General features: G+C 70.2%; 18 protein-coding genes and 1 tRNA gene. 6 read left to right on the forward strand and 13 right to left on the reverse strand.

What is annotated here, in order from left to right:
• Positions 1-318 precede the first annotated feature (318 nt).
• Positions 319-2,007 carry a fused MFS/spermidine synthase gene (locus tag OG718_RS13830; protein WP_443055033.1) on the forward strand — a complete coding sequence of 563 codons (1,689 nt, stop codon included), beginning with the start codon at positions 319-321 and terminating at the stop codon, positions 2,005-2,007.
• Here OG718_RS13830 and OG718_RS13835 read toward each other — a convergent pair.
• Positions 1,989-2,073, reverse strand: a tRNA-Leu gene (locus OG718_RS13835). The genes OG718_RS13830 and OG718_RS13835 overlap by 19 nt on opposite strands.
• Before the next feature lie 141 nt (positions 2,074-2,214).
• Between OG718_RS13835 and OG718_RS13840 the strand changes: the two genes are divergently transcribed.
• The gene (locus tag OG718_RS13840; RefSeq protein WP_328844271.1) at positions 2,215-3,573 is read left to right on the forward strand and encodes a DUF2254 domain-containing protein; all 1,359 of its coding nucleotides are present in this window, start codon (positions 2,215-2,217) and stop codon (positions 3,571-3,573) included.
• A 128-nt stretch (positions 3,574-3,701) separates the two neighbouring features.
• Here the strand turns inward: OG718_RS13840 and OG718_RS13845 are convergent, their stop codons facing one another.
• The 3 genes from OG718_RS13845 to sucC all read right to left on the reverse strand — a co-directional run bounded on the left by OG718_RS13845 (position 3,702) and on the right by sucC (position 7,475).
• On the reverse strand, positions 3,702-5,243 hold the full coding sequence (locus tag OG718_RS13845) for an aldehyde dehydrogenase family protein (RefSeq protein ID WP_328844272.1): 1,542 nt from the start codon (positions 5,241-5,243) through the stop codon (positions 3,702-3,704).
• A gap of 202 nt (positions 5,244-5,445) precedes the next feature.
• Entirely contained in the window at positions 5,446-6,330 is an 885-nt protein-coding gene (gene sucD / locus OG718_RS13850; RefSeq protein WP_143640872.1) for a succinate--CoA ligase subunit alpha, read from the reverse strand.
• Positions 6,331-6,341: 11 nt separating this feature from the next.
• Complete coding sequence (gene sucC, locus OG718_RS13855; RefSeq protein ID WP_328844273.1) at positions 6,342-7,475, reverse strand: ADP-forming succinate--CoA ligase subunit beta; 1,134 nt, start codon at positions 7,473-7,475, stop codon at positions 6,342-6,344.
• A gap of 187 nt (positions 7,476-7,662) precedes the next feature.
• Here sucC and OG718_RS13860 point away from each other — a divergent pair, with 187 nt between their 5' ends.
• The 4 genes from OG718_RS13860 (at position 7,663) to OG718_RS13875 (ending at position 14,327) form a co-directional block, all read left to right on the forward strand.
• Positions 7,663-9,348, forward strand: a complete 1,686-nt coding sequence (locus tag OG718_RS13860) for a thiamine pyrophosphate-binding protein (RefSeq protein ID WP_143640874.1) — start codon at positions 7,663-7,665, stop codon at positions 9,346-9,348.
• A 10-nt stretch (positions 9,349-9,358) separates the two neighbouring features.
• On the forward strand, positions 9,359-10,636 hold the full coding sequence (gene frc / locus OG718_RS13865; RefSeq protein WP_306936583.1) for a formyl-CoA transferase: 1,278 nt from the start codon (positions 9,359-9,361) through the stop codon (positions 10,634-10,636).
• A gap of 3 nt (positions 10,637-10,639) precedes the next feature.
• Entirely contained in the window at positions 10,640-12,772 is a 2,133-nt protein-coding gene (locus OG718_RS13870) for an acetate--CoA ligase family protein (protein WP_328844274.1), read from the forward strand.
• Positions 12,773-12,938: 166 nt separating this feature from the next.
• The gene (locus OG718_RS13875) at positions 12,939-14,327 is read left to right on the forward strand and encodes an OFA family MFS transporter (RefSeq protein ID WP_143640877.1); all 1,389 of its coding nucleotides are present in this window, start codon (positions 12,939-12,941) and stop codon (positions 14,325-14,327) included.
• A 197-nt stretch (positions 14,328-14,524) separates the two neighbouring features.
• Here the strand turns inward: OG718_RS13875 and OG718_RS13880 are convergent, their stop codons facing one another.
• The 9 genes from OG718_RS13880 to OG718_RS13920 all read right to left on the reverse strand — a co-directional run bounded on the left by OG718_RS13880 (position 14,525) and on the right by OG718_RS13920 (position 24,840).
• Positions 14,525-15,694, reverse strand: coding sequence for a sugar phosphate isomerase/epimerase family protein (locus tag OG718_RS13880; RefSeq protein ID WP_143640878.1), 1,170 nt, complete (start codon positions 15,692-15,694; stop codon positions 14,525-14,527).
• Positions 15,695-15,870: 176 nt separating this feature from the next.
• On the reverse strand, positions 15,871-17,295 hold the full coding sequence (locus OG718_RS13885; protein ID WP_143640879.1) for a nucleotide pyrophosphatase/phosphodiesterase family protein: 1,425 nt from the start codon (positions 17,293-17,295) through the stop codon (positions 15,871-15,873).
• The gene (eboE, locus tag OG718_RS13890) at positions 17,292-18,461 is read right to left on the reverse strand and encodes a metabolite traffic protein EboE (RefSeq protein WP_328844275.1); all 1,170 of its coding nucleotides are present in this window, start codon (positions 18,459-18,461) and stop codon (positions 17,292-17,294) included. The genes OG718_RS13885 and eboE overlap by 4 nt, the downstream gene beginning before the upstream one ends.
• 3 nt (positions 18,462-18,464) lie before the next feature.
• On the reverse strand, positions 18,465-19,352 hold the full coding sequence (locus tag OG718_RS13895; protein WP_328844276.1) for a TatD family hydrolase: 888 nt from the start codon (positions 19,350-19,352) through the stop codon (positions 18,465-18,467).
• Positions 19,352-20,050, reverse strand: coding sequence for an EboA domain-containing protein (locus tag OG718_RS13900; protein ID WP_328844277.1), 699 nt, complete (start codon positions 20,048-20,050; stop codon positions 19,352-19,354). The genes OG718_RS13895 and OG718_RS13900 overlap by 1 nt, the downstream gene beginning before the upstream one ends.
• Positions 20,047-21,045, reverse strand: a complete 999-nt coding sequence (locus tag OG718_RS13905; protein ID WP_328844278.1) for a sugar phosphate isomerase/epimerase family protein — start codon at positions 21,043-21,045, stop codon at positions 20,047-20,049. Before OG718_RS13905 ends, OG718_RS13900 begins: the two co-directional genes overlap by 4 nt.
• Positions 21,042-22,022, reverse strand: a complete 981-nt coding sequence (locus OG718_RS13910; protein WP_328844279.1) for an SCO3242 family prenyltransferase — start codon at positions 22,020-22,022, stop codon at positions 21,042-21,044. Before OG718_RS13910 ends, OG718_RS13905 begins: the two co-directional genes overlap by 4 nt.
• Before the next feature lie 152 nt (positions 22,023-22,174).
• A complete protein-coding gene (locus OG718_RS13915) occupies positions 22,175-23,302 on the reverse strand; it encodes an inositol-3-phosphate synthase (protein ID WP_143640884.1) in 1,128 nt (375 codons plus the stop codon).
• 134 nt (positions 23,303-23,436) lie between these two features.
• A complete protein-coding gene (locus OG718_RS13920) occupies positions 23,437-24,840 on the reverse strand; it encodes a ThuA domain-containing protein (RefSeq protein ID WP_143640885.1) in 1,404 nt (467 codons plus the stop codon).
• Positions 24,841-24,846 lie beyond the last annotated feature (6 nt).

Here is a 24,846-nt window from a genome sequence, read left to right on the forward strand (position 1 = left end):
ACACGGCACCCGGCGTGGAGCCGGCCGGCCCTGCGACGCCGGCCACCACGGGTCGCTGGTCAGGGGTCTGACCAGCGACCCGGCCGCCGCCCCGGTGTCATGAGCAACTGCGTGGCTTCGCCATGGCAGTTGCCGCGTTCCACGAAGGGCACCACGAACGAGGCCGTGGAACCGAGGTACCAACGGTCCGACATCGCCTTCCCCACGACCTCAACTGCACGAACCGGCAACCCGGTTGGCCTTCCCCGGTCACATCACCAGGTAGCTGGAGGCATGAGGATTTCACCATGCTGTCCGGTCGATGAGCCGCGTGCGAGGATGGCGCCCGTGACCGGATCGTCCTCCTCACCTGTTGCCGAGGGCACGCCCCGCGACCACGGCCTGGGTTCCCGTGCCGCTGCCGCGCTCGTGTTCGGGTCCTCCGCCGCGGTCCTGGTGGTCGAGATCGTCGCTCTGCGGCTGCTGGCTCCCTACCTCGGCCTCACCCTCGAGACCAGCACCATGGTGATCGGCATCGCCCTCACCGCGATCGCCCTCGGCTCCTGGCTGGGTGGGCGCATCGCCGACCAGGTCAATCCACGCCGGCTCATAGGCCCCTCGCTCGGGGTGTCCGGAGCGGTCGTGGCGCTCACCCCCGCCGTGCTGCGCACCGCCGCGGAGTGGGCACCGGCGCTGCTCCTGCTGATCGCGTCGCTGACCATCCTCGTGCCGGGCGCGCTGCTCTCCGCGGTGACGCCCATCGTGACCAAGTTGCGTCTCACCAGCCTTTCCGAGACCGGGACGGTTGTCGGCCGACTGTCCGGCGTCGGGACCGTCGGCGCCATCTTCGGCACCGTCCTCACCGGCTTCGTCCTCGTGTCGCGGTTGTCGGTCAGCGGCATCCTGATCGGCCTCGGAACACTGCTGGTTGCCGGCGCGGCACTGGTCGAGTGGCGAACGCGCGGGTGGAGCGGCGCCCCTGCCCTCACACTCGTGGTCGTGGCCGGCGGCCTCGCCACCACGGTCGCGCCCGGTGCCTGCGACACGGAGACCAAGTACCACTGCGCACGGGTCGTCGCGGACCCCGACCGGGACAGCGGACGGACACTCGTTCTGGACGGCTTGCGGCACTCCTACATCGACGTCGACGATCCGACCTTCCTGGAGTTCGGATACGTGCGTGCCATCGCCTCGGTGGTCGATTCCGCCTTCCCCAAAGGCGAGCCACTGGTCGCCCACCACCTGGGCGGCGGCGGGCTCACCCTTCCCCGTTACCTCGGGGCCACGCGGCCCGGGACGCGCAGCCTTGTGTCCGAGATCGACAGCGGGGTCGTGCGCATCAACCGCGACCGACTCGGTCTGGGGTCGGAGGCCGGTATCGACGTACGCGCCGAGGACGGCAGGCTCGGCCTGCGGCGACTGGACACGGGCAGTCGTGACCTCGTCGTCGGCGACGCCTTCGGGGGCGTCAGCGTGCCATGGCACCTCACTACGGTGGAGGCGATGACGGACGTACGGCGGGTGCTCGACGAGGACGGCCTGTACGTCGCCAACCTCATCGATCACGGCGGGCTGGACTTCGCACGCGCCGAAGCAGCCACCCTCCGCGAGACCTTCGAGCACGTGGCCCTCGTCGGCGAACCCGCCGACATCGGCCTCGACCCGGCCGCCACCCCCGAGGGCGGCAATCTGGTGGTGCTCGCCTCCGACCGACCGGTCGACCTGCGCGCGACCCAGGACGCACTGGCCGCCCGGCAGACCGGCTGGAAGATCGCCACCGGCGACGACCTCACCTCCTGGATCGGCGACGCCCAGGTGCTCACCGACGACTACGCACCCGTCGACCAGCTCCTCCAGCCCTCCAGCCCTCCAGCACACGGAGCAGCCGATGACAGGACAAGGAATGCGACCGTAGGCCCGCCGGGCAACCCTGGACGCCGGCGCCGACCACGAAACACGAATGGTGCCGACCGAAAACCGGCCGGCACCATTTGTGTGCGTAAAGATTGTGTCCGAGGGGGGACTTGAACCCCCACGCCCGATAAAGGGCACTAGCACCTCAAGCTAGCGCGTCTGCCATTCCGCCACCCGGACTAGGTGTCTGCCGCCTGGACGGGGGTGTTCCCCGTGGCGACATGGACAACAATACCAAGCTTTCGGAGTGGCTTTCACCTGCGTTTCCTCGTCCCGGCGGGGGTTCCCGACAGGTGCGGAGGGTGCGCCTACAGTCTCACCATGGGTGACTGGAAGACTACGGACGGGCTGCCACGGAGACGGCGGCACCGGGCTCTGTCGCCGCTGCGGGAGCATCTGCGGGACACGTTCTGGTTCGCTCCGACCGCCGCTCTGGTCCTGGTGTTCGTGGTGTGGGCGGCGGCGACGGCGGCGGACGACGCGATCCTGACCGCGCTGCGCGACGCGGGCGACGAGGACGCCGTCAGTGATCTGCTGGGGATCGCCGAGGACGCGAAGACCGTGGTCACCACGATCAGCGCGGCCATGATGACCTTCATCGGCGTCGTCTTCAGCATCTCGCTGGTCGCCGTACAGATGGCCGCCGGGCAGTTCAGCCCCCGCGTCGTACGGATCTTCGTCCGGAGCCGGATCACCAAGGCCACCTTCGCGGTGTTCCTGGCCACCTTCGTCCAGTCCCTGCTCGTCCTCACCTCGTACGACAGTCAGCGTGATCCCGCACTGGTGGCCTCGATCCCGCTCGTCCAGTCCGTCCTCACGCTGATCCTGGTGGGGCTGAGCGTCGTCCTGTTCGTGATGTACGTGAACTCGACACTGCGGCTGATGCGGGTCGCGCACGTCGTCGACCTGATCACCAGGGAGGCGTTGCGGGTCGTCGCGGGCATGCCTCGCGACAGCTCCGGGGAGGAGGCCCTCGGCACCAGCACCGGCCCCGGCCCCGACCTCGGTTCCGAGACCGCCCGCTTCGCCCATCACGGCCGCGCGGGCGTGCTGCGGGACGTCGACATCGCACGGCTCGTCCGGATGGCGCGGCAGAACGGTGTCGTTCTGCGGCTGGTCCCTCGGATCGGGGACTTCGTCGTGCCGGGCAACCCGGTGTTCGCCGTGCATGGGGGTCCCGCCACGAAGGGGTTGCGGGCGCTGAGTTTTCAGGTGTCCGTGGGTGCCGAGCGGACGTTCCATCAGGATCTGGGGTTCGGGCTGCGGCAGTTGTCGGACATCGCTCTGCGCGCCCTGTCTCCGGCCGTGAACGACCCCACCACGGCGGTTCAGGCCGTGGACCGGATCGTGCAGTTCCTGTCCTCGGTGGCTCAGCACCCGCTCGGGGCCCTGTTGCACCGGGACCGGCGAGGCATCGTACGGCTGGTGCAACCCGTGCCGGGCTGGACCGATTTGGTCGACCTCGCCTTCACCGAGATCCGGGGGTGCGCGGTGTCCAGCCCTCAGGTCACCCGGCGCCTGCTGGCCGGGCTCGAAGATCTCCTCGGTGCCGTTTCCGAGGACCGTCGGGCGCCGTTGGTACGGCATCGCACCCTGCTGACCCAGGCCGTGGAACGGACCGTCCCGGAGGCCGCGGACCGTGCCTTCGCCCTCCACCCGGACCGGCAGGGCATCGGGTAGGCGCGCGATGCCACCGTCCCCGGCGTCCCGCCGGTCGGGCGGCCGCCGGTCACGCAGCACCAGGACACGACCACCGACGATCCCCGGGGCCAGTGGGCGGCACCCCGCACGGCGCCGCCCACTGGCTGTCACGGCATGAGGTGGTACTCCGGGAAGTTGCCCGGCAACCGCTCCCCCGCCGGCCCTCGCGTCACCGCGCGTATCAGCAGTTCGCCGCCCACGAACGCGCCCCGCCAGGACGCGCCGAAGCCGCCGAAGAGCTCGTCGCGGTCGCCGCGCGAACGGGGCTTGCCGTGGCCGACCTTGAAGGCGCGGATCTGCGGGGCCAGCCGGTCGTAGGTGGCCTCGTCGTCCGTCGACAGGGTCGCGACGAGCGCTCCGTTCGACGCGTTCATCGCGGCGAGCAGCTCCGCCTCGGTGTCGACCAGGACGATGGTGTCGACCGGGCCGAAGGGTTCCGCGTGGTGGAGGGGCGAGGACGGGGGCGGGTTGAGGAGCGTGACCGGCTGGACGTACGCCGCCGTGTCCTGGCCGGGCAGGAAGCGCGCGTCGGCGAGCCGGCCGCGGTGCAGCGGGACCGCGCCCCGGTCGACCGCCTCGGCGACCTGGTCGTGGAGGTCCTTCGCCTTGGCCGCGTTGATCACAGGGCCGAAGTCCAGCCGGGGGTAGGGGTCGTCCGGGTGCTCGACCGCCAGCGGGTGGCCGACTCGCAGCGTACGGACCGCCGGCAGGTACGCCGCCAGGAAGTCGTCGAACAGCTCACGCTGGACGACGAAGCGCGGGTAGGCGGTGCAGCGCTGCTTGCCGTAGTCGAAGAGCTTGGGGATGACCGCCGTCAGCGTGTCCCAGTCCGTGTGGTTCCAGATGCCCCAGGTGTTCAGACCCTCCTGTTCCAGTACGTGTCGTTTGCCGAGGTCGGCGACGGCCGTGGCCACCGCGGCGCCCGTGTCGCGGCCGCCGACGAAGGAGACGCAGCCGATCTCGGGCGCGCGCACGAGCGCCTCCGACAGCTCGCCCCCGCTGCCGCTGACGAGGGTGACGGGAATCCCCTCGCGTGCGGCGAGAGCGCAGGCCAGGGTGAGACACGCGACGCCGCCGTCGGTCGGGGTCTTGGCGATGACCGCGTTCCCTGCCAATGCCTGTATCAGCATTGCGTGAACGAGCACGCTCATCGGGTAGTTCCAGCTCGCGATGTTGGACACGGGCCCGTCGAGCGGGGTCCGGCCCTCGACCATGGGCTCGATTCCGTCGACGTACCAGCGCACGCCGTCGATGGCCCGGTCGACGTCGGCCTGCGCGAGCCGCCAGGGCTTGCCGATCTCCCAGACGAGGAGGAGGGCGAGCAGCTCGCGGTGTTCGGTGAGCGCGTCGAGCGTGGCCGCGACGCGGGCCCGGCGTTCGTCCAGGGGCACGTGCCGCCAGGCGCGGTGGTGGTCGAGCGAGGCGCGTACGGCCTGGTGGGCCGTCGGGCCGTCCAGGCGCGGCGGCCCTGCGATGGGACTGCCGTCCACGGGGCTGGTGGCGGGCAGTGCCCTGCCGTCCGCCTGCCAGGCGGCGCCCCAGAGGTTCAGGACACGGTCGTCCCTGAAGGCTTCCGGCGCCACGGCGAGGCAGCGTTGCCAGGCGTCGGTCCAGGAGGTGTGGGACTTGAGGGTGAGGGTGGGTGCCATTCGGTTGCTCCGCTCTCGGTGCACGATCGGGGGCGGTAGTTCATGGCTCGGTAGTGCATGGCTCGTCTCCCGTACGGGAGTACTGGGCGCACTTGGAGTGCTTGGCGCACTCGCGTACGGGGACGTCGTACGAGGGACGCCGGCGAGGCATGGCGACCTCGGAAAGTAACGTTATGTCAACTATGAGTGACACCACGCTCCTTCATCCGGACTCGTCCAGTGCGGCGAGGACCAGCCGGGCCGTCTCGGTCGGGGTGTCGCCCACCCGTACGCCGGCCGCTTCCAGGGCCTCCTTCTTCGCCTGGGCCGTGCCGGACGAGCCGGAGACGATCGCGCCCGCGTGGCCCATCGTCTTGCCCTCGGGTGCGGTGAATCCGGCGATGTAGCCGATGACCGGTTTGGTGACGTGGTCGCGGACGTACGCGGCCGCGCGTTCCTCGGCGTCGCCGCCGATCTCCCCGATGAGGACGATCAGTTCGGTGTCGGGGTCCTCCTGGAAGGCGGCCAGGCAGTCGATGTGGGTGGTGCCGACGACGGGGTCGCCGCCGATGCCGACACAGGTCGAGAAGCCGATGTCGCGGAGTTCGTACATGAGTTGGTAGGTGAGCGTGCCCGACTTGGAGACGAGGCCGATGCGGCCAGACTTGGTGATGTCCGCCGGGATGATGCCCGCGTTGGACTGGCCGGGGGTGATCAGCCCGGGGCAGTTGGGGCCGATGATCCGTGTGCCCTTCGACCTCGCGTACGCGGTGAATGCGACCGAGTCGTGGACCGGGATGCCCTCGGTGATGACGACGGCGAGTTCGATGCCGGCGTCTGCGGCCTCGACAACTGCCGCCTTGGAGAAGGCGGGCGGGACGAAGACGACGCTGACGTCGGCTCCGGTGGCTTCGATGCCTTCGCGCACGGAGCCGAAGACGGGCACGGCGCGGTCGTCGAAGTCGACGCTCTGCCCGGCCTTGCGGGGGTTGACGCCGCCGACGACGTCGGTGCCGGCCGCGAGCATGCGCCGGGTGTGCTTCATGCCCTCGCCGCCGGTCATGCCCTGGACGAGGACCTTGCTCTCCTTGGTGAGATAGATGGCCATGTCCCGCTCCTTCAGCTGGCGTTGGCGAGTTGGGCGGCGCGGCGCGCGGCGCCGTCCATGGTGGTGGCCTGCTGGACCAGGGGGTGCGCGCGGTCGTCGAGGATCGCGCGGCCGCGTACGGCGTTGTTGCCGTCGAGGCGGACGACCAGCGGCTTGGTCAGGTGGACGGATTCCAGGGCCTGCACGATGCCGTCGGCGACCGCGTCGCAGGCGGTGATGCCGCCGAAGACGTTGACGAAGACGGACTTCACCGCCGGGTCGGAGAGGATGACGGAGAGGCCGTCGGCCATGATCTGGGCGGAGGCTCCGCCGCCGATGTCGAGGAAGTTGGCGGGACGCGCGCCGCAGCCGGCGACCACGTCGAGGGTCGACATGACGAGGCCCGCGCCGTTGCCGATGATGCCGACCTCGCCGTCCAGCTTCACGTAGTTGAGGTTCTTGGCGGCGGCCGCCGCCTCCAGCGGGTCGTCGTGCGCGGACTCCAGGCCGCCGCCCCAACGTGCCTGCCGGAAGCGGGCGTTGTCGTCGAGGGTGACCTTGCCGTCGAGGGCGAGGATCTGCCCCTGGGCGGTACGGACGAGGGGGTTCACCTCGACGAGTACGGCGTCCTCGCGGATCAGTACGTCCCAGAGCCTGACCAGGACGTCGACGGTCTGCGGGGGCAGGCCGGCGGCATCCGCGATCTCGGCCGCCTTCGCCGAGGTGACGCCTTCCGCGGGGTCGATGTGGACGCGCGCCACGGCGTCCGGCCGGGTGGCTGCGACCTCCTCGATGTCCATGCCGCCCTCGGCCGAGGCGATGGCGAGGAATCGGCCGGCGGCTCGGTCGAGTACGTAGCTGACGTAGAACTCGTTCTCGATGTCGACCGGTTGGGCCAGCATCACCTTGCCTACGGTGTGGCCCTTGATGTCCATACCGAGGATCTGGCGTGCCGTCAGTTCGGTGGCGGCGGGGTCCGCGGCGAGTTTCACGCCACCCGCCTTGCCGCGTCCGCCGGTCTTCACCTGTGCCTTGACGACGACGCGGCCGCCGAGCCTGCGGGCGATCTCGCGTGCCTCCTTGGGCGAGTCCGTGACCTCCGCCCTCGGCACCAAGATGCCGTGTTCCTCGAAGAGTTCCCTTGCCTGGTGCTCGAACAGGTCCATCTCGGCTCCCTCTTAAAAGTGCCGCACGCCCCCTGGACACCACCCACTGGATGCGGGATAACAAGCTTCATACAGTATTCGTCGACTGTATGCAATGTACCGCGACGGCATCAACGAGCAGTGCGCGCACCACGTCTGAGCTGCACTTCCGCGCGCCCAATCCCCTACGAAGGGACAGGACTTCGCCATGCCCGACGACAACAGCCAGAACCTCATCTCCGGTGGGCACCTGGTCGCCAAGGCACTCAAAGCGGAGGGTGTGGAGGTCATCTACACGCTCTGCGGCGGCCACATCATCGACATCTACGACGGCTGCGTCGACGAAGGCATCGAGGTCGTCGACGTACGCCACGAACAGGTCGCCGCCCACGCCGCCGACGGTTACGCACGCATCACCGGCAAGCCCGGCTGCGCCGTCGTCACCGCCGGTCCCGGCACGACCGACGCAGTGACGGGGGTCGCCAACGCCTTCCGCGCGGAGTCCCCGATGCTGCTGATCGGCGGCCAGGGGGCCCACACCCAGCACAAGATGGGGTCCCTGCAGGACCTGCCGCACGTCGACATGATGACGCCGATCACCAAGTTCGCGGCGACCGTGCCGGACACCGCGCGGGCCGCCGACATGGTGTCGATGGCGTTCCGCGAGTGCTATCACGGGGCGCCCGGCCCGTCGTTCCTGGAGATCCCGCGCGATGTCCTCGACGCCAAGGTGCCGGTCGAGAAGGCCCGGGTCCCCGCCGCCGGCCACTACCGGGCCTCGACCCGCTCGGCCGGTGACCCCGAGGCCATCGAGAAGCTCGCCGACCTCCTCGTGCACGCCGAGAAGCCCGCGATCCTGCTGGGCAGCCAGGTGTGGACGACCCGTGGCACCGAGTCCGCCATCGAGCTCGTACGCGCTCTCAACATCCCCGCGTACATGAACGGCGCCGGGCGCGGCACGCTGCCGCCCGGGGACCCGCACCACTTCCAGCTGTCTCGCCGGTACGCCTTCTCCAACGCCGACGTCATCGTCATCGTCGGTACACCCTTCGACTTCCGCATGGGCTACGGGAAGCGGCTGTCGCAGGACGCGACCGTCGTGCAGATCGACCTCGACTACCGGACCGTCGGCAAGAACCGGGACATCGACCTCGGGATCGTCGGTGACGCGGGTCTTGTCCTGAAGTCGGTCACCGAGGCGGCCTCCGGGCGCATCAACGGGGGCGCGTCGAAGCGCAAGGAGTGGCTCGACGAGCTGCGCGCCGCCGAGCAGACCGCCATCGAGAAGCGGCTGCCGAACCTGAAGTCGGACGCCTCGCCGATCCACCCGTACCGGCTGGTCAGCGAGATCAACGACTTCCTCACCGAGGACTCCATCTACATCGGCGACGGCGGCGACATCGTCACCTTCTCCGGCCAGGTCGTGCAGCCCAAGTCACCCGGGCACTGGATGGACCCGGGTCCGCTCGGCACGCTCGGCGTCGGCGTCCCCTTCGTGCTCGCCGCCAAGAAGGCACGGCCCGACAAGGAGGTCGTCGCCCTCTTCGGAGACGGCGCCTTCTCCCTCACCGGCTGGGACTTCGAGACCCTCGTCCGCTACAACCTCCCGTTCGTCGGCATCGTCGGCAACAACTCCTCCATGAACCAGATCCGCTACGGCCAGGCCGCCAAGTACGGCCTGGAGCGCGAGCGGGTCGGCAACACCCTCGGCGACGTCCACTACGACAAGTTCGCCCAGATGCTGGGCGGTTACGGCGAAGAGGTCCGCGACCCCGCCGACATCGCCCCGGCCCTCCAGCGCGCCCGCGAGTCGGGCAAGCCGTCACTGATCAACGTCTGGGTCGACCCGGACGCGTACGCCCCCGGAACCATGAACCAGACGATGTACAAGTGAGGTGGCTCCGATGACAGCAACGACTGCGGCGTCAGCAACGGCAGCGACGCCGGCGACCTCGGCCAAGGCCCTCGAAGGCATCCGCGTCCTCGACATGACGCACGTCCAGTCCGGTCCTTCCGCCACCCAGCTGCTCGCCTGGCTCGGCGCGGACGTGGTCAAGCTGGAGGCGCCGACCGGTGACATCACGCGCAAGCAGCTGCGCGATCTCCCGGACGTCGACTCCCTCTACTTCACGATGCTCAACTGCAACAAGCGGAGCATCACCCTCAACACCAAGACCGAGCGCGGCAAGGAGATCCTCACCGAGCTGATCCGGCGCTCCGACGTCATGGTCGAGAACTTCGGACCGGGCGCGGTCGACCGCATGGGCTTCACCTGGGACCGCATCCAGGAGATCAATCCGCGGATCGTCTATGCCTCCATCAAGGGGTTCGGGGACGGCCCGTACACCAACTTCAAGGCGTACGAGGTCGTCGCTCAGGCCATGGGCGGGTCGATGTCGACCACCGGCTTCGAGGACGGGCCGCCGCTGGCGACGGGAGCCCAGATCGGTGACTCGGGCACGGGCATCCACGCCGTGGCGGCGATCCTCGCCGCCCTGTTCCAGCGGGAGAACACGGGGCGCGGGCAGCGCGTGAACGTGGCGATGCAGCACGCCGTGCTGAATCTGTGCCGGGTGAAACTGCGGGACCAGCAGCGCCTCGGGCACGGGCCGCTGGCTGAATATCCCAACGACGACTTCGGCGACGAGGTTCCCAGGTCCGGCAACGCGTCCGGCGGCGGCCAGCCCGGCTGGGCGGTCAAGTGCGCGCCGGGCGGCCCGAACGACTACGTGTACGTCATCGTGCAGCCCGTCGGCTGGAAGCCCATCACCGAGCTCATCGGGCGCCCCGAACTCGCGGACGCCCCCGAGTGGGCGACCCCGGAGGCGCGCCTCCCCCAGCTCACCAAGATGTTCCAGCTCATCGAGGAGTGGTCGTCCACGCTCCCCAAGTGGCAGGTCCTTGAGCAGCTCAACGCCCACAACATCCCGTGCGGACCGATCCTCTCCACCAAGGAGATCATCGAGGACGAGTCGCTGGTCGCCAACGAGATGGTCGTGACGGTGCCGCACCCCGAGCGGGGCGACTTCGTGACCGTGGGCAGCCCGCTGAAGCTCTCCGACTCCCCCGTGGACGTGGTCAGTTCGCCGCTGCTCGGCGAGCACAACGAAGAGGTGTACGTCGGCGAGCTCGGTCTCGGCGACGAGGAGCTGCGCCTGCTCAAGTCGAACGGAGTGATCTGATTGATGGCCGAAGACCGGGTGCTGAGGGTGCGTACGCTCCTCGAAGCCGTGCGGGCCGAGGGGCGGACGGCGCTGACCGCGCCCGAGGGCAAGGTGATCGCCGACGCGTACGCGATCGCCGTCCCCGGTGAGGAGCTGGCGACCGACGTCGACGAGGCGGTGTCCTATGCGGCGCGCTTCGGCGGACCCGTCGTGATGAAGATCGTCTCCCCGGACATCCTCCACAAGACCGACGCCGGCGGCGTGATCGTCGGGGTGGAGGGGGCGGCGGACGTACGCGCCGCCTTCCACAAGATCATCGAGAACGCCCGGGCGTACGACGCCGAGGCCCGTATCGAGGGCGTACAGGTCCAGGAGCTGCTCCCCAAGGGGCAGGAGGTCATCGTCGGCGCGGTGACCGATCCGACGTTCGGGAAGGTCGTGGCCTTCGGGCTCGGCGGAGTGCTCGTCGAGGTCCTCAAGGACGTCACGTTCCGGCTGGCGCCCGTGGACGCGGACGAGGCGTTGTCGATGCTGGACTCGATCCGGGCAGCGGAGATCCTGCGTGGCGTGCGGGGCGCTCCTGCGGTGGACCGGTGGGCGATCGCCGAGCAGATCCGCCGGGTCTCCGAACTGGTGGCGGACTTCCCGGAGATCGCCGAGGTGGACCTGAACCCGGTGATCGCCACCCCGGAGGGCGCGGTGGCCGCGGACATCCGGATCATCCTCGCCGAGGAAGTGGCCAAGCCCCGCCGCAAGTACACGCGCGACGAGATCCTCATCTCGATGCGCCGGCTGATGCAGCCGTCGTCCGTGGCCGTCATCGGGGCCTCCAACGAGCAGGGCAAGATCGGCAATTCGGTCATGCGCAATCTCATCGACGGCGGCTTCTCCGGGGAGATCCACCCGGTGAACCCCAAGGCCGATGACATTCTGGGCCGCAAGGCGTACAAGAGTGTCACGGACGTTCCCGGTGAGGTGGATGTGGCGGTCTTCGCTATTCCCGCCAAGTTCGTGGCCTCGGCCCTGGAGGAGGTGGGACGCAAGGGGATCCCCAACGCTGTCCTGATCCCCTCCGGGTTCGCGGAGACCGGTGAGCACGAGCTGCAGGACGAGATCGTGGCGATCGGCGAGCGGTACGGCGTCCGGCTGCTCGGGCCGAACATCTACGGCTACTACTCGACGTGGCAGGACCTGTGCGCCACGTTCTGCACGCCGTACGACGTCAAGGGCGGTGTCGCGCTCACCTCGCAGTCCGGTGGCATAGGGATGGCCATTCTGGGCTTCGCGCGCACTACGAAGACGGGTGTTTCCGCGATCGTGGGGCTCGGCAACAAGTCGGACCTGGACGAGGACGACCTGCTGACCTGGTTCGGCGAGGACCCCAACACCAAGTGCATCGCCATGCATTTGGAGGACCTCAAGGACGGACGCGCCTTCGTCGAGGCCGCGCGGGCGACCGTCCCCAGGAAGCCGGTGGTCGTCCTGAAGGCGGGCCGTACGGCGGCAGGCGCCAAGGCCGCGGGCTCGCACACGGGCGCCCTCGCGGGCGACGACGCCGTGTACGAGGACATCCTGAAGCAGGCCGGTGTCATCAGGGCGCCCGGTCTGAACGAAATGCTGGAGTACGCGCGCGGGTTGCCGGTGCTGCCGACTCCGCAGGGCGACAACATCGTGATCATCACCGGCGCCGGCGGCAGTGGCGTACTGCTGTCCGACGCGGTGACCGACAACGGCCTCTCCCTGATGGAGATCCCGCCGGACCTGGACGCGTCCTTCCGGGAGTTCATCCCGCCCTTCGGCGCAGCCGGCAACCCGGTGGACATCACGGGCGGCGAGCCACCGTCGACGTACGAGGCGACGATCCGGCTGGGTCTTGAGGACCCGCGGATCCACTCGCTCGTCCTCGGCTACTGGCACACCATCGTGACCCCTCCCATGGTCTTCGCCGAGCTCACCGCGCGCGTGGTGGCCGAGTTCAAGGAGCGCGGGATCGAGAAGCCCGTCGTGGCGTCGCTCGCGGGCGACGTCGAGGTCGAGGAGGCCTGCCAGTACCTCTACGAGCGCGGGGTCGTGGCATACCCGTACACGACCGAGAAGCCGGTGGCGGTGCTCGGCGCGAAGTACCGCTGGGCGCGGGCGGCGGGGCTCCTGTGACGCCGCGGTGCGCGGCGGGCGCTGTTGGGGGGCAGTTCATGACTTGACCCGGTGAAGGGGCGGGCCGACGGTGCGCGTCGGCCCGCCCCGGGACCCGTGCGCACACGAAAGGAATTGGACAGGGGGCGCTGGCCAGATCTTTCGACGCAAGGGGTGCATTCGCAAAATGACAACCACCGATCTGCCCACGACGGCGACATACCGAGAGGTGGCCGACGCGAACGGACGCGTCTACCGCGTCGGTGAGTCCGACCTCGACATCATGGGCCGCAAACGCAAGTGGATGGTCATCCTGCCGTGGGTCGGCATGATGGGAATCAGCTCGGCCGAGTACGCCTTCGCGTCCGCCGAGGACACGCTGCACAGCGCGCACCACTGGACCGACGGGCACATCTTCTGGATGCTCGGCGTGTGGGTGTTCTTCCAGGCCGCGGTGGCCTTCCCCGCGGGCAAGCTCCGTGAGTCCGGCAAACTGCCCGCACGCTGGGCGATGATGCTGGGCGCGGTCGGCACCCTGCTGGGCTACGTCTCACTCGCCTTCGCACCGCATGTGATCGTCGCGTACATCGGGTTCGGCATGTTCAGCGGTATGGGCGCCGGCATGGTCTACGCGACCTGCGTGAACATGGTCGGCAAGTGGTATCCGGAGCGCAAGGGCGGCAAGACCGGCTTCGTCAACGGCGGTTTCGCCTACGGCTCGGTGCCCTTCGTGTTCATCTTCACCGGCTTCATGGACACCAGTAACTTCAGGTGGGTCCTGGTGTCCGTCGGTGTCTTCCTTGCCGCGGTGGTGGCCGTGGCCGGCTACTTCTTCCAGGACCCGCCGAAGAACTGGTGGCCCGCGGAGGTGGACCCGCTCAAGAAGCCCGACGACCCTCGGGCACGGCGCGCCATGGAGAAGAACCCGCCCGCCGTGAAGCAGTACACCCCCATGGAGGCCTGGAAGACGGGCCGGGTCGGGCTCATGTGGTTCTGTCTGCTCTGCACCTCGGGCGTGAACATCTTCGGTATCGCCTTCCAGGTGCCGTTCGGCAAGGAGGTCGGCTTCGCGGGCGGGATCGTGGCGACCGCGATGTCCATGAAGGCAATCGTCAACGGCACCGGACGTGGCGTCATCGGCTGGCTGTCCGACCGGTACGGCCGCAAGGAATGTCTGATCTTCGTCTGCATCGTGCTCGGTCTTTCCCAGTACGGAATCCTGTGGTCGGGCAACATCGGAAACCTGCCGCTGTTCCTGCTCTTCTCGTCCATCTCGGGATTCGGCGGCGGCGCGATCTTCCCGATGTTCGCGGCCATGACCGCCGACTACTTCGGTGAGAACAACAACGCGTCGAACTACGGGCTCGTCTACAGCTCCAAGCTGGTGTCCGGCCTGCTCGGCTCCGGCATGGGCGCCGTGGTCGTGGCGAACTGGGACTACGCCGGCGCGTTCATCCTGGCCGGTTCGATCTCCCTGTTCGCCGGCTGCATGGCTCTGTTCCTGCACCCGCCCGGGCGGCCCAAGGGCAAGCGCATCGAACCGAATCCGCAACCGCTCGGTGAGGAGACGGCCTGAAACCGGTACGCACACGCGTCGAGCCGGTGAGGGGATGCCCCCTCATGAACCCTGCGGCGCGGAGGAACCGTCCCGCGTCGTGTCCGCCGCACACGTCCCCGACGTACTAGAACCCCCACAACCGCTCCCAGGCTTGGAAACGCAGGCGGTCCTCCCCACCGCACCACGTGGGGAGGACCGCCTGCCGTGGTCCGTGGTCAGTGACGCCTTGCCCGGAGGGCCGCGAGGTTGTCGTAACTGATCTTGGCCTCGCGCAGCGACTGTGCGGGGTCGGTGGCGCTGGGCGAGTTGTCGTCCTCGACCATCGGGTTGTGGTAGTTCCGCTCCCCGACCCGCGAGAAGAACGTGGTGTAGTCGATGACGCCCGTTCCGAACGGGACCATGTCATAGCCCATGCCGTTGGTGGTGCTCACGACACCGTCCTTGGCGTGGAACAGCGGGTAGCGCTTGTTGTGGCGGGCGACGAGCCCCGCCGGGTCGAAGACCTTCCTGCGGGTGGAGCCGTCGTGGGCGGTGTAGGTGTGGAACTTGTACTGGGCCACGTGTGCCCAGAAGATGTCCATCTCCAGCCAGACCAGCTTCGGGTCGGTGGCCTTGAGGAAGTACTCCAGCTTGCGGATGCCGGAGCTGCGGGTGGGGCGGCCCTGGGCGTCCAGCGGGCCTCCGTCGAGCAGGAAGCCGTAGGCGGAGTCGTGGTTGTGCGTGTACAGCTTGATGCCCTCGCGGCGGGCGATCCTGCCCAGCGCGTTCCACTTGTCGGCCGCCACGTCCCAGTCGGCCGGGTAGGAGCTGCCGGTGGGGTCGCCGCCGGTGCCCATGTGGTCCATGCCAAGGATGTTGGCGATCTCCAGGTTCAGCTTGAAGGTGTCCACGTCGGCGCTGGTCAGCGGCCAGGAGGACGGTATGAAGCCGTGGTTGCCCTGGGCGCGCAGGCCGTAGTCGTCGAGCCAGGAGCGCAGCAGCTTGGCGCCCGCCACGGAACCGAGGTTGGCACCGCCCGGCGCGTTGGCGTGCTGGCCGTAGCCGGCGAACTCCACCTGGCGGTATCCGTGGCGGGCCAGTTGCTTGAACACCTCGCGGAAGCCGGAGGGCAGGTCCGAGGCGAGCGGGTCGCGGGCCGTGGCGTCGCGGACGGTGTAGAGGATGATGCCGCGCTTGCCCGGCGGAACGAGGACGTGACCTCGGCCGTGGTCGTGGTCATGGCCTCTGCCCCGGTCCTGGGCCAGGGCTGGTGAGGCGCCCAGCACCGGGGCGGCTATCGCCCCGGCTCCGACGGCGGTGCACGTGCTGAGGAAGCGGCGGCGGTTGACGCCGAGCGCGCGACGCAGGGCGTCGCCGGATCCGGATTCGTCGTTGAACGCGGTCACGGTGTCTCTCTTTCGGGTAGGGGCCCACCGTGTTCGGCAGGGGCCCAGCCATGTTCGTCAGGTGTCCGGCTGTGACGGGTGCCGTGCGGTATGCCGGTTGTCCACAGGCCGAACACACTGTCTGTGCCGTGTGTTTCACTTTTCGTGATCGCCCGTCCGGTCGCTCCCGGGTGCTGTCACCCGAGGCCGGCCAGGTCGAGCAACAGGGATTTCACATCGGTGGCCGCGACGCGGTCGCCGACAGCGCGGGGGGTGGAGCAGATGATGAGCGGACCTTCGTCGTCGCTCAGGGGGAGGCGGCCGTGGCTGCCTCGAATAGGTGAGGGATCGAGGGGCACGACCGCCATGCGGTAGCGCATGCCGAGCTTCTTGCGGGCCAGCGCGCCCGCGGCCTTGACCTTGACGTACGGGTCGAGCGGATCCATGAAGAGCTCGACCGGGTCGTAGCCGGGTTTGCGGTGGATCTCGACGAGCTGCGCGAAGTCGGGCGCGCGGGCGTCGTCGAGCCAGTAGTAGTACGTGAACCAGGCGTCCGGCTCCGCGACGGCGACGAGTTCGCCGGAGCGCGGATGGTCGAGGTGGTGGGTCTTCTTTCCCTCGTCGTCGAGGAGTTGCTCGATGCCGGGAAGATCGGCGAGCGCGGCTTTCGTGGCCTCCATGTCCTCGGGGCGGCGTACGTAGACATGGGCGATCTGGTGGTCGGCGACGGCGAAGGCACGTGAGGCCATCGGGTCGAGGTACTCCATGCCGTCCTGCGTGTGCACTTCGAGGAGTCCGGCGCGGCGCAGTGCGCGGTTGATGTCGACGGGGCGGTCCGCGCGGGTGATGCCGTACTCGGACAGGGCGACGACGGTGCGGCCCTCCGCCCGGGCGTCGTCGAGGAGGGGGGCCATGGCCGCGTCCAGGTCGGCGGCCGCCTTCAGGGAGCGCGGGTCGTCGGGGCCGAAGCGCTGCAGGTCGTAGTCGAGATGAGGGAGGTAGCAGAGGGTCAGGTCCGGGTGGCGGGTGCGGATGATGTGCCGGGTGGCGTCGATGATCCACTGGCTGGATACGAGGTCGGCGCCGGGACCCCAGAAGTGGAAGAGCGGGAACGTGCCGAGTTTCTCGGTGAGTTCGTCGTGCAGGGCCGGGGGCCGGGTGTAGCAGTCGGGTTCCTTGCGGCCGTCGGCGTAGTAGATCGGACGAGGGGTGATGGTGATGTCGGTGTCGGCGCCCATGGCGTACCACCAGCAGATGTTGGCGACCGTGTAGCCGGGGTGCGCGCGCCGGGCGGCGTCCCACAGTTTGTCCCCGGACACCAGGCCGTTGTGCTGGCGCCACAGCAGTACGTCGCCCAGGTCGCGGAAGTACCAGCCGTTGCCGACGATGCCGTGCTCGGACGGGTGGGTGCCGGTGAGGAACGTCGACTGGGCGGCGCAGGTGACGGCGGGCAGGACCGTGCCGAGGGTGGCCTGCGAGCCGGCCTGGGCGAGGGTCTTGAGGTGGGGCATGTGGTCGAGGAGACGGGGGGTGAGGCCGACGACGTCGAGGACGAGGAGCGGGGTGGGGTTCGTGGAGCCGTCGGTACCGGCCGGCGCTGCCGGGGTCTCTTGGGTGCTCATGGGAGTTCCTTCAGGCCGAGGTCCGTCAACAGGTCTCGGGCGAGGGTGAGTTCCGCGGCGATGCCGTCGGCGAGCTGGGCGCGGGCACGTGGGCGCAGCTCGGGCGGAAGGGCCTGCCAGGTGTAGGTCTCGACCTCGAGGTGGCTGGTCAGCGGGTGCGGGCCGCCGACCAGTCGGGTCAGCGTGTCCTTGAGTACGGGCAGCGTGGAGGTGAGGGGCGCGTCGGGGGCCGCGTGCAGCGGGACGTGGAAGTGGGCGCGCCACGGGGAGGCGTCGGGCAGGGCGTCCTCCTTGACGGCCTCGCCGAGGTCGTCGGTTCCGCGGAGTCCGGCGGCGGTGAGGGTGCGGGTCTGGTGCAGGAAGCGGGGTTCGTCGAAGGCGGCGAGGGCCTCGCGGACTTCGGGGAGGTGAGGGTGTTCGGCGTGCAGGGCGGCTGAGAGCTGGGACTTGACGACGGGGACGCCGGCGGCGGCCAGGGCGTCCAGTGCGGTGCGCGGATCTTCGAAGGAGGTGGCGAGGTGGCAGGTGTCGACACAGACGCCGATGCGGGGGTGGCCGATCGCGGTGAGCGGGGCGATGGCGTCGGCCGTGGTCTCGACGGTGCAGCCCGGCTCCGGCTCCAGGCCGATGCGGATGGAGCGACCGGTCAGCTCCTCCAGCGCGTCGAGGCGTTCGGCGAGGGTGGTAAGGGCGGCGTGGGCCCGGTCGGCGCGGCCGTCGTCGTACACCGTGCGCCAGGCGAGCGGCAGGGTGGAGATGGTGCCTTCGGTGACGTCGTCGGGGAGGAGTCCGGCGAGGACGCGAGCGAGAGCCGTCGTGTGTTCCAGCCGCTCGGGGTCGGCCCAGTCCGGCTTGTAGACGCGGTACTTGACCTCCTCGGCGCCGAACCCCTCGTACGGGAAGCCGTTGAGGGTGACGACTTCGAGACCGCGGAGGTCGAGTTCGGTGCGCAGCCCGCGCAGGGCGGACGGGTCGGTGACCAGGGCGTGCGCGGCGTCCTTGGCGAGCCACAGGCCGATGCCGAGACGGTCGCGGCCGAGGCGTTTGCGTACGGGTTCGCAGTGGTCGCGGAGCTGGGCGAGGACGCCGTCGAGGGTCTCGGCGGGGTGGACGTTGGTGCAGTAGGCGAGGTGGACGGTGGAGCCGTCGGGGTGACGGAAGCGCATGGGTCACGCCTCCGTCATCGTCGGGTCGGTGTCCGGGAGGGTCTTCGGGACGCCGCGGAGGATGGAGTTGCCCTCGTGGGTGGCGTCCGTGCCGGCGACGTCCAGGTCGAGGCGGCCGCTGAGTCCGTAGAAGGCGACGGGGTTGCGCCACAGCACCTGGTCGACGTCGTCCTCGGTGAAGCCGGCCTTCAGCAGGGCGTCCGCGACCTTGCGGGTCTTGAGCGGATCGCTCTTGCCCCAGTCTGCGGCGGAGTTGACCAGTACCTTCTCCGGTCCGTACTCCTGCAGGACCGCGACCATCCGTTCCTCGTCCATCTTGGTGTCCGGATAGACGGAGAAGCCGAGCCAGCAGCCGCCGTCCTTGGCCTCCTTGACCGTGGTCTCGTTGAGGTGGTCGATCAGGACGTGGTCCGGGGGCAGTGCGGACTCCCGGACCACGTCGAGGGTGCGGCGCAGACCGGCCAGCTTGTCGCGGTGCGGGGTATGGACGAGCGCGGGCAGCTCATAGGTGGCGGCGAGCTGGAGCTGGGCGGCCAGGGCGGTGTCCTCGGCGGGGGTCATCGAGTCGTAGCCGATCTCGCCGACGGCCACGACGTGGTCCTTCACGAGATACCGGGGCAGTTCGTCGAGGACGGGCACGCAGCGGGGGTCGTTGGCCTCCTTGGGGTTGAGGGCGAGGGTGCAGTGGTGGGCGATGCCGTACTGCGCGGCGCGAAAGGGTTCCCAGCCGAGGAGGGAGTCGAAGTAGTCGAGGAAGGAGGCCGCCGAGGTGCGGGGCTGGCCGAGCCAGAAGGCGGGTTCGACGACGGCTCTGACACCGGCTGCGTGCATGGCTTCGTAGTCGTCGGTGGTGCGTGACGTCATGTGGATGTGGGGGTCGAAGATACGCATCAGGACTCCTTGCCGTCGCTGCCGTGGGGGGCGTCGGTGCCGGGCGGGGTGGCCGGGTGCTCGGTCAGGTCCAGGACGTGGTGCAGGTCCTGGGGTACGGGACGGCCCGCGGCGGTGCGTTCGTCGGCGTAGTCGGCGAGCATGCGGGCGAGTTCCGCGTCGGCGCGGGCGCGGCGGGGCAGGTCGGCCACCGCCTCGACGGGGACACCGGTGAACAGGCACTTGAGCACGGCGTGCCGCCAGTTGTGGGCGTCCAGGTGCAGGGCGGCGTACGGGCCGACGGCGGCGGCCACGAGCCGGGTGTCGTTGGTGCGCAGGGCGTCCTCGACGATCGGCAGGGCGTCGGGGCCCGGCACGAGGTGGGGCAGTGCCTGGAGGACGGCGCGGCGTTCGTCGGCGGTGCCCTGGCGGTAGACGCGGGCGAGGGTGGTGGCGTCGGCCCGGGCCGCGTGCAGGAGGAGGACGCGGGCCGCCTCCGCCAGGTCGGGGCCGCAGCGGCGGCCGGCCTCGGCGATCCGCAACTCCCAGACGGAGATGGGCCCGTGGGTGCCCGGGTGTGCGGCCGCCTCGTCGAGTGCCTGGTCCAGCCAGGCGCGGGCGGCGCCGTCGAGCCGGCCGTTCAGGCGGGTGTGCAGGGCGGCGAGGGCCGGCGGGGCGACGTCCGTCGGGGTACCGAGGGCGTCGTGGAGGTGGTTCACGGGGTTCTCCCGTCGGAGTCGGTGGAGCCCTCGCCGGGGATCGGCGGCCGGTCGGCGTCCGGGGGTGTGGAGACGGCGGCCGCGTGGTGGAGGAACGGGAGGGACTGCTGGGCGAGTTGAGGGCCCGCGTGGGAGTGGCGGGGCAGTTCGACGGAGACCAGGCCCTGGTAGCCGACGGCGGCGAGGGCGTCGAGTACGGGAGGGAAGTCGATCTCTCCGTCGCCGAAGGGGAGGTGTTCGTGGACGCCGCGCCGCATGTCCTCGATCTGGACGTGGCGCAGCCAGGGGGCGGCGGCGCGTACGCAGTCGGCTGGTGAGAGGGGTTCGAGGCACTGGCAGTGGCCGATGTCGAGGGTGAGGCCGAGGGCGTCGGGGCTGCCGAGAGCGGTGCGCAGGCGGTGGAAGTCGTCGAGGGTGGCGAGGAGGTGACCCGGTTCGGGTTCGACGGCGAGGGGGATTCCGGCGGCGGTGGCGGCGTCGAGGACGGGGGCGAGGGTTTCGGCGAGACGCTTCCAGGCGGCGTCCTCGGCCGCTTCGCCGGCAGCCGCTTCGGCGTCCGCTTCTCCGACCGTGGCTGTGGCCGTGTCCTTCGGGAGGATGCCGCTGAAGCAGTGGACCGCGTGGGCGCCGAGGTCGGTGGCGATCTGGACGGCTCTGACGAGCAGGTCGGCGCGGCGGGCGCGTTGGTCCGGGTCCGGGTCGAGGAGGGACGGGCCGTGCTTGCGCCTCGGGTCGAGCACGTAGCGGGCGCCGGTCTCGATGGTGACGCCCAGGCCGAGCTCGTCCAGTCTGCGGGCGAGTTTGTGTGTGCGGGCCGCGAGGTCGGGGGCCAGCGGGTCCAGGTGCATGTGGTCGAGCGTCAAGCCGACGCCGTCGTAGCCGAGGTCGGCGAGAAGGGAGAGTGCGTCGTCCAGGCGGAGGTCGGTCAGGCCGTTGGTGCCGTAGGAGTAGCGGAGGGGGTGCGCGGTGGGGCGGGGGCTCGGCCGAAGGCTCATGTCATGCTCACCTTCCGGCCGAACCGGCGGGCCGCTGGGGCGAGCGCCGCCGTCAGCAGGGCGGTGACCGGAGCGCCGGAGCGGGCCGCGAGGGCGGCCTGCAGAGGGATCATGGCTCGGATGCCGCCGCCGACGGCTCGCTGGGTGAGCTGGGGGGACGGGTTCAGGGCGGCGTGGAAGAGGGGCCGGGCGGCGGTCGCCGCGTAGACGGCGGCGAGTGCTCCGCGCAGGGACACGAGGTTGGTGGCGGCTGCCGCCGCGCGTCCCGACTGCCGGTTCCCTCCCGGTTGCCGGTCCCGTCCAGGCTTCCTGTCCCCTCCTGGCTGCCGGTCCCCTCCCGCGTGCCTGTCCTGTCCGGGCTGCCGACCCCGTTCCGCGCCGTCGCGGGTGACGGACCAGGCCAGTGCCGTCGTCGTGACCAGTCCGCTCAAGGGGGCCCACGGTGAACCGCCCTGGGTCTCGTGGCGGGAGACCGTGGTGACGGCCAGGGTGTGGGTGCCCAGTGCCAGCGCCGAGGGCAGTGCCCTGCGCATGTCGCCGTTGGCGGCCACCCCGCCGAGCAGGAGGTCCAGGGCGCGGGCCGCGGCCATCGCCACGGGGCCCGCGGGCGTGCGCTTGAGGACCAGGTCGTACGACCAGACCGTGGCCGCCAGCGCGCCCGCGACCGCGAGGGGCCTGCGGCCCGCCGTTGAGGCCAGGGCCAGGCCCGCCGCGGTCAGGCCGCCGGCCGCCGCAAGGGCCGCGGCCGGCCTGATGCGGCCCGAGGGCAGGGGGCGGTGCGGGCGGTCCACGGCGTCCTCCGCGCGGTCGGCCCAGTCGTTGAGGGCCATGCCGGCCTCGTACAGGCAGAGGGAGGAGGCGATGGCCGCCAGGGTTCGGGGGTTCGGGCGCGCCCCGGCCGCGGCGGCGCCGGCGAGCGCGTCGCCGGGAACCGTGAAGAGGGCGGGGAGACGCAGGAGTTCCACCCAGGCGTGCACGTCCACTCCCTGCCTCGCGGACCGTGGTGATGTCGTCCTCGCGGCGTCCTGCGGCACCGGGCTCGCGCCTCGCGCCTCAGGGCTTGCCTGTTGTTCCGCCGGGTCCGCGTCCCGGGGCACCGGGTTCGCGTTCTTCGACGCCGGCCCCCCGCTCATCGAACCCCCCGCAACCGCTCCGCGAACCCCACCAGTTCCGCGTACTGCTCGCCCAGGGCCGCGGGGCCCTCCCCCACCGGGTCCTTGAAGTAGAAGCCGAGTTCGGAGAGGGGGCCGGACAGGCCTGCCTCGTGGGCGCGGGCGACCAGGCGTGCCAGGTCGAGGATCAGCGGGGCCGCGAGGGAGGAGTCGCAGCCCTGCCAGGTCGTCTGGAGGACCATCCGGGTGCCGAGGAAGCCGTCGAAGGCGATGTGGTCCCAGGCGGTCTTCCAGTCGCCGAGGGACGGTACGTCGTCGATGTGGGTCTCGCCCTCGGGAACCCCGCCGAGGGTGTCGGCCAGGACGCGTTCCTTGCCCGCGTTCTTCGCGGCGGCGGCCCCCGGGTCGGCGAGGGCCGCGCCGTCACCGCCGCCCAGCAGGTTCGTACCGGACCAGGCGCGGACCGCCAGCGCGCGCTGCGCGAACATCGGGCCGAGGACCGACCGCAGCAGGGTCTGGCCGGTCTTGCCGTCACGGCCCGCGTACGGCAGCCCGGACGCCGCGGCCGCGGACGCCAGTGCGGGGTGGTGCAGGCCCATGGACGGGGTGAAGTTGACGTACGGGCAGCCCGCCCGCAGCGCGGCCGCGGCGTACAGGGAGCTGGCCGGGAGTTCCGTTCCGGTGGGCACGGGTTCCGTGGACGCCACGTTGACCACGACCGTGCGGTCCAGACCGCATCGGCTCATGAAGTCTCGTATGTCGGAGGCCAGGGCCTCGACCAGTTCGTCCTCGTCGCGCGTCTCACCGGACAGCGGGCCGCCGAGCCTGATCTCCCGGTCGGCGGCGGTGAGTTCGGCGGTGACGGCCGCCGGAAGACCGGGCGGCAGCACACCCCCGGCGGCGAGCGCCTCCGCCCGCTTCGGCAGCGGGCAGTCCACTGTGTCGTGACCGCCGAAGACGAGAGACGACAGCGGTGGCAGTCCGCAGTCGGCGAACGCGAGGGTCTCGGTGACCATGCCTGTCGGTGGGTGCAGCCCCGCGGTCACCGCGGCGCAGCCCGTGACGGCCGTGGTGGCGACAGAGCCACGTGCTCCGATCAGCCACACTCCCACCCGGGACGGGGAGACGGAGGATTCGGCGGACATGGGCAGCCTCCTTGTCGTACGTGAGGTCATTCGCAAGACGGCAACGCGAGCCGGACCGGGCAGCCGGGAAGATCGGCTGCCGGAGAGGGGACAAGACGGCGGGCGGAGGTCCGGCGTCCCCCGCCCGCCGCCGCTCAATCGCCCTGCGCGCCGGTTCGCGCCGGCAGTTCCTTGATCCGGATGTCCCGGAAGGACACCTGGTCCTCGGCTCCGTGGTTCTGGATGCCGACATGACCGTCACGCAGGCTGCGCGCCGGATCGGTGTTGGTGAAATCGTTGATCTTCACGCCGTTGAGATAGACGCGGAGTCGTTCGCCCTCCACGCGGATCTCGTACGTGTTCCACTCCCCCGGCGGGTTCAGCGCACGGTCGCGCTTCCCGATGTCGGCGGACTGGAAGCTGTACACGGCCCCGGTGGTGCGGTCGGGGGCGTCGGACGCGTCGATCTGGATCTCGTAGCCGTTGTTGACGGCCGACCAGGGGTCGTCGGAGGCCGGGAAGCCCACGAACACACCGGAGTTGTCGTCCCCGGAGGCACTCGCCATCTTCCAGTCGAGCTTCAGCGAGTACGAGCCGAGGCCGCGGTCCGCGTACCAGAGCATGCCCAGGCCGCCGGACGACGTGAGTGTGCCGTCGTCCGAGAGCGAGAACGAGCCCGGCCCCGCCTGCTTCCAGTCCGCCAGCGACTCGGCGGTCCCGTCGAAGAGAGGTGAATACCCCTTCTCCGGGCGGCAGTCGGACTTCGCGGCGCCGACGGCCCACCGGATGCCGCCCAGCAGGTGCTGCTGGAAGGCGGGATCGGCGTACGACTCCTTGGTGTGACCGCTGCCGGTGTAGAAGGCGCGGCCGCCCCGGTACTCCTGGCACCAGGCGATCGGATGGTCGCCGCTCATCGTGCCGCCGCTGTACGACGACTCGTCGAGCGAGGCCAGGATGTGGGCCCGGTCCCGGGGATTGGAGCGGTAGTTGTACCACTCGTCCGTACGGTTCCAGGACTCCCCGAGGTGCGAGGTGGCCGGGTGTCCCCGGTCCTCGACCTCGATCCGCGCGGGCTGGATCGCCGGGTGCGACTGGAAGTAGGCGCCGGCGAGGCCGCCGTAGAACTCCCAGTCGTACTCGGTGTCGGCGGCCGCGTGGATGCCCACGTAACCGCCGCCGCGCTTGATGTAGCCCTCGAAGGCCCGCTGTTGGGCCTCGTTGAGGACGTCCCCTGTCGTGGAGAGGAACACCACGGCGTCGTACCGGGCGAGGTTGCGCGAGGAGAAGGCTCCCGCATCCTCGGTGGCGTCCACCCTGAACCCGTTCTCGGCGCCGAGGCTCTTCACCGCGGCGACGCCTTCGGGGATGGAGTCGTGCCGGAACCCGGCGGTCTTGGAGAACACCAGGACACGCTCACCCTTCGAGGGCTTCTTCGACGCGGCGGCCCCGGACGGACCCGACGAGTCGGAGGGTCCCTTCGAGGCGGCCGGCCCCGAAACACACCCGATGAGCAGGGCGGCGCCGACAACCGCGGTCGCTGTTCGGCCAGTTGCTCGCATGGCGCA

The organism is Streptomyces sp. NBC_00258, from assembly GCF_036182465.1.
Lineage (GTDB): Bacteria > Actinomycetota > Actinomycetes > Streptomycetales > Streptomycetaceae > Streptomyces.

Excerpts from the sequence above, each read along its gene's own strand:
- OG718_RS13845 (WP_328844272.1), bottom strand. The coding sequence starts at position 5,243 with ATGGCACCCACCCTCACCCTCAAGTCCCACACCTCCTGGACCGACGCC.
- frc (WP_306936583.1), top strand. The coding sequence starts at position 9,359 with ATGACAGCAACGACTGCGGCGTCAGCAACGGCAGCGACGCCGGCGACC.
- OG718_RS13920 (WP_143640885.1), bottom strand. The coding sequence starts at position 24,840 with ATGCGAGCAACTGGCCGAACAGCGACCGCGGTTGTCGGCGCCGCCCTG.
- OG718_RS13915 (WP_143640884.1), bottom strand. The coding sequence starts at position 23,302 with ATGTCCGCCGAATCCTCCGTCTCCCCGTCCCGGGTGGGAGTGTGGCTG.
- OG718_RS13885 (WP_143640879.1), bottom strand. The coding sequence starts at position 17,295 with ATGAGCACCCAAGAGACCCCGGCAGCGCCGGCCGGTACCGACGGCTCC.
- sucC (WP_328844273.1), bottom strand. The coding sequence starts at position 7,475 with ATGGACCTGTTCGAGCACCAGGCAAGGGAACTCTTCGAGGAACACGGC.
- eboE (WP_328844275.1), bottom strand. The coding sequence starts at position 18,461 with ATGCGCTTCCGTCACCCCGACGGCTCCACCGTCCACCTCGCCTACTGC.
- OG718_RS13870 (WP_328844274.1), top strand. The coding sequence starts at position 10,640 with ATGGCCGAAGACCGGGTGCTGAGGGTGCGTACGCTCCTCGAAGCCGTG.
- OG718_RS13830 (WP_443055033.1), top strand. The coding sequence starts at position 319 with ATGGCGCCCGTGACCGGATCGTCCTCCTCACCTGTTGCCGAGGGCACG.
- OG718_RS13860 (WP_143640874.1), top strand. The coding sequence starts at position 7,663 with ATGCCCGACGACAACAGCCAGAACCTCATCTCCGGTGGGCACCTGGTC.
- OG718_RS13875 (WP_143640877.1), top strand. The coding sequence starts at position 12,939 with ATGACAACCACCGATCTGCCCACGACGGCGACATACCGAGAGGTGGCC.
- OG718_RS13840 (WP_328844271.1), top strand. The coding sequence starts at position 2,215 with ATGGGTGACTGGAAGACTACGGACGGGCTGCCACGGAGACGGCGGCAC.
- OG718_RS13895 (WP_328844276.1), bottom strand. The coding sequence starts at position 19,352 with ATGCGTATCTTCGACCCCCACATCCACATGACGTCACGCACCACCGAC.
- OG718_RS13905 (WP_328844278.1), bottom strand. The coding sequence starts at position 21,045 with ATGAGCCTTCGGCCGAGCCCCCGCCCCACCGCGCACCCCCTCCGCTAC.
- sucD (WP_143640872.1), bottom strand. The coding sequence starts at position 6,330 with ATGGCCATCTATCTCACCAAGGAGAGCAAGGTCCTCGTCCAGGGCATG.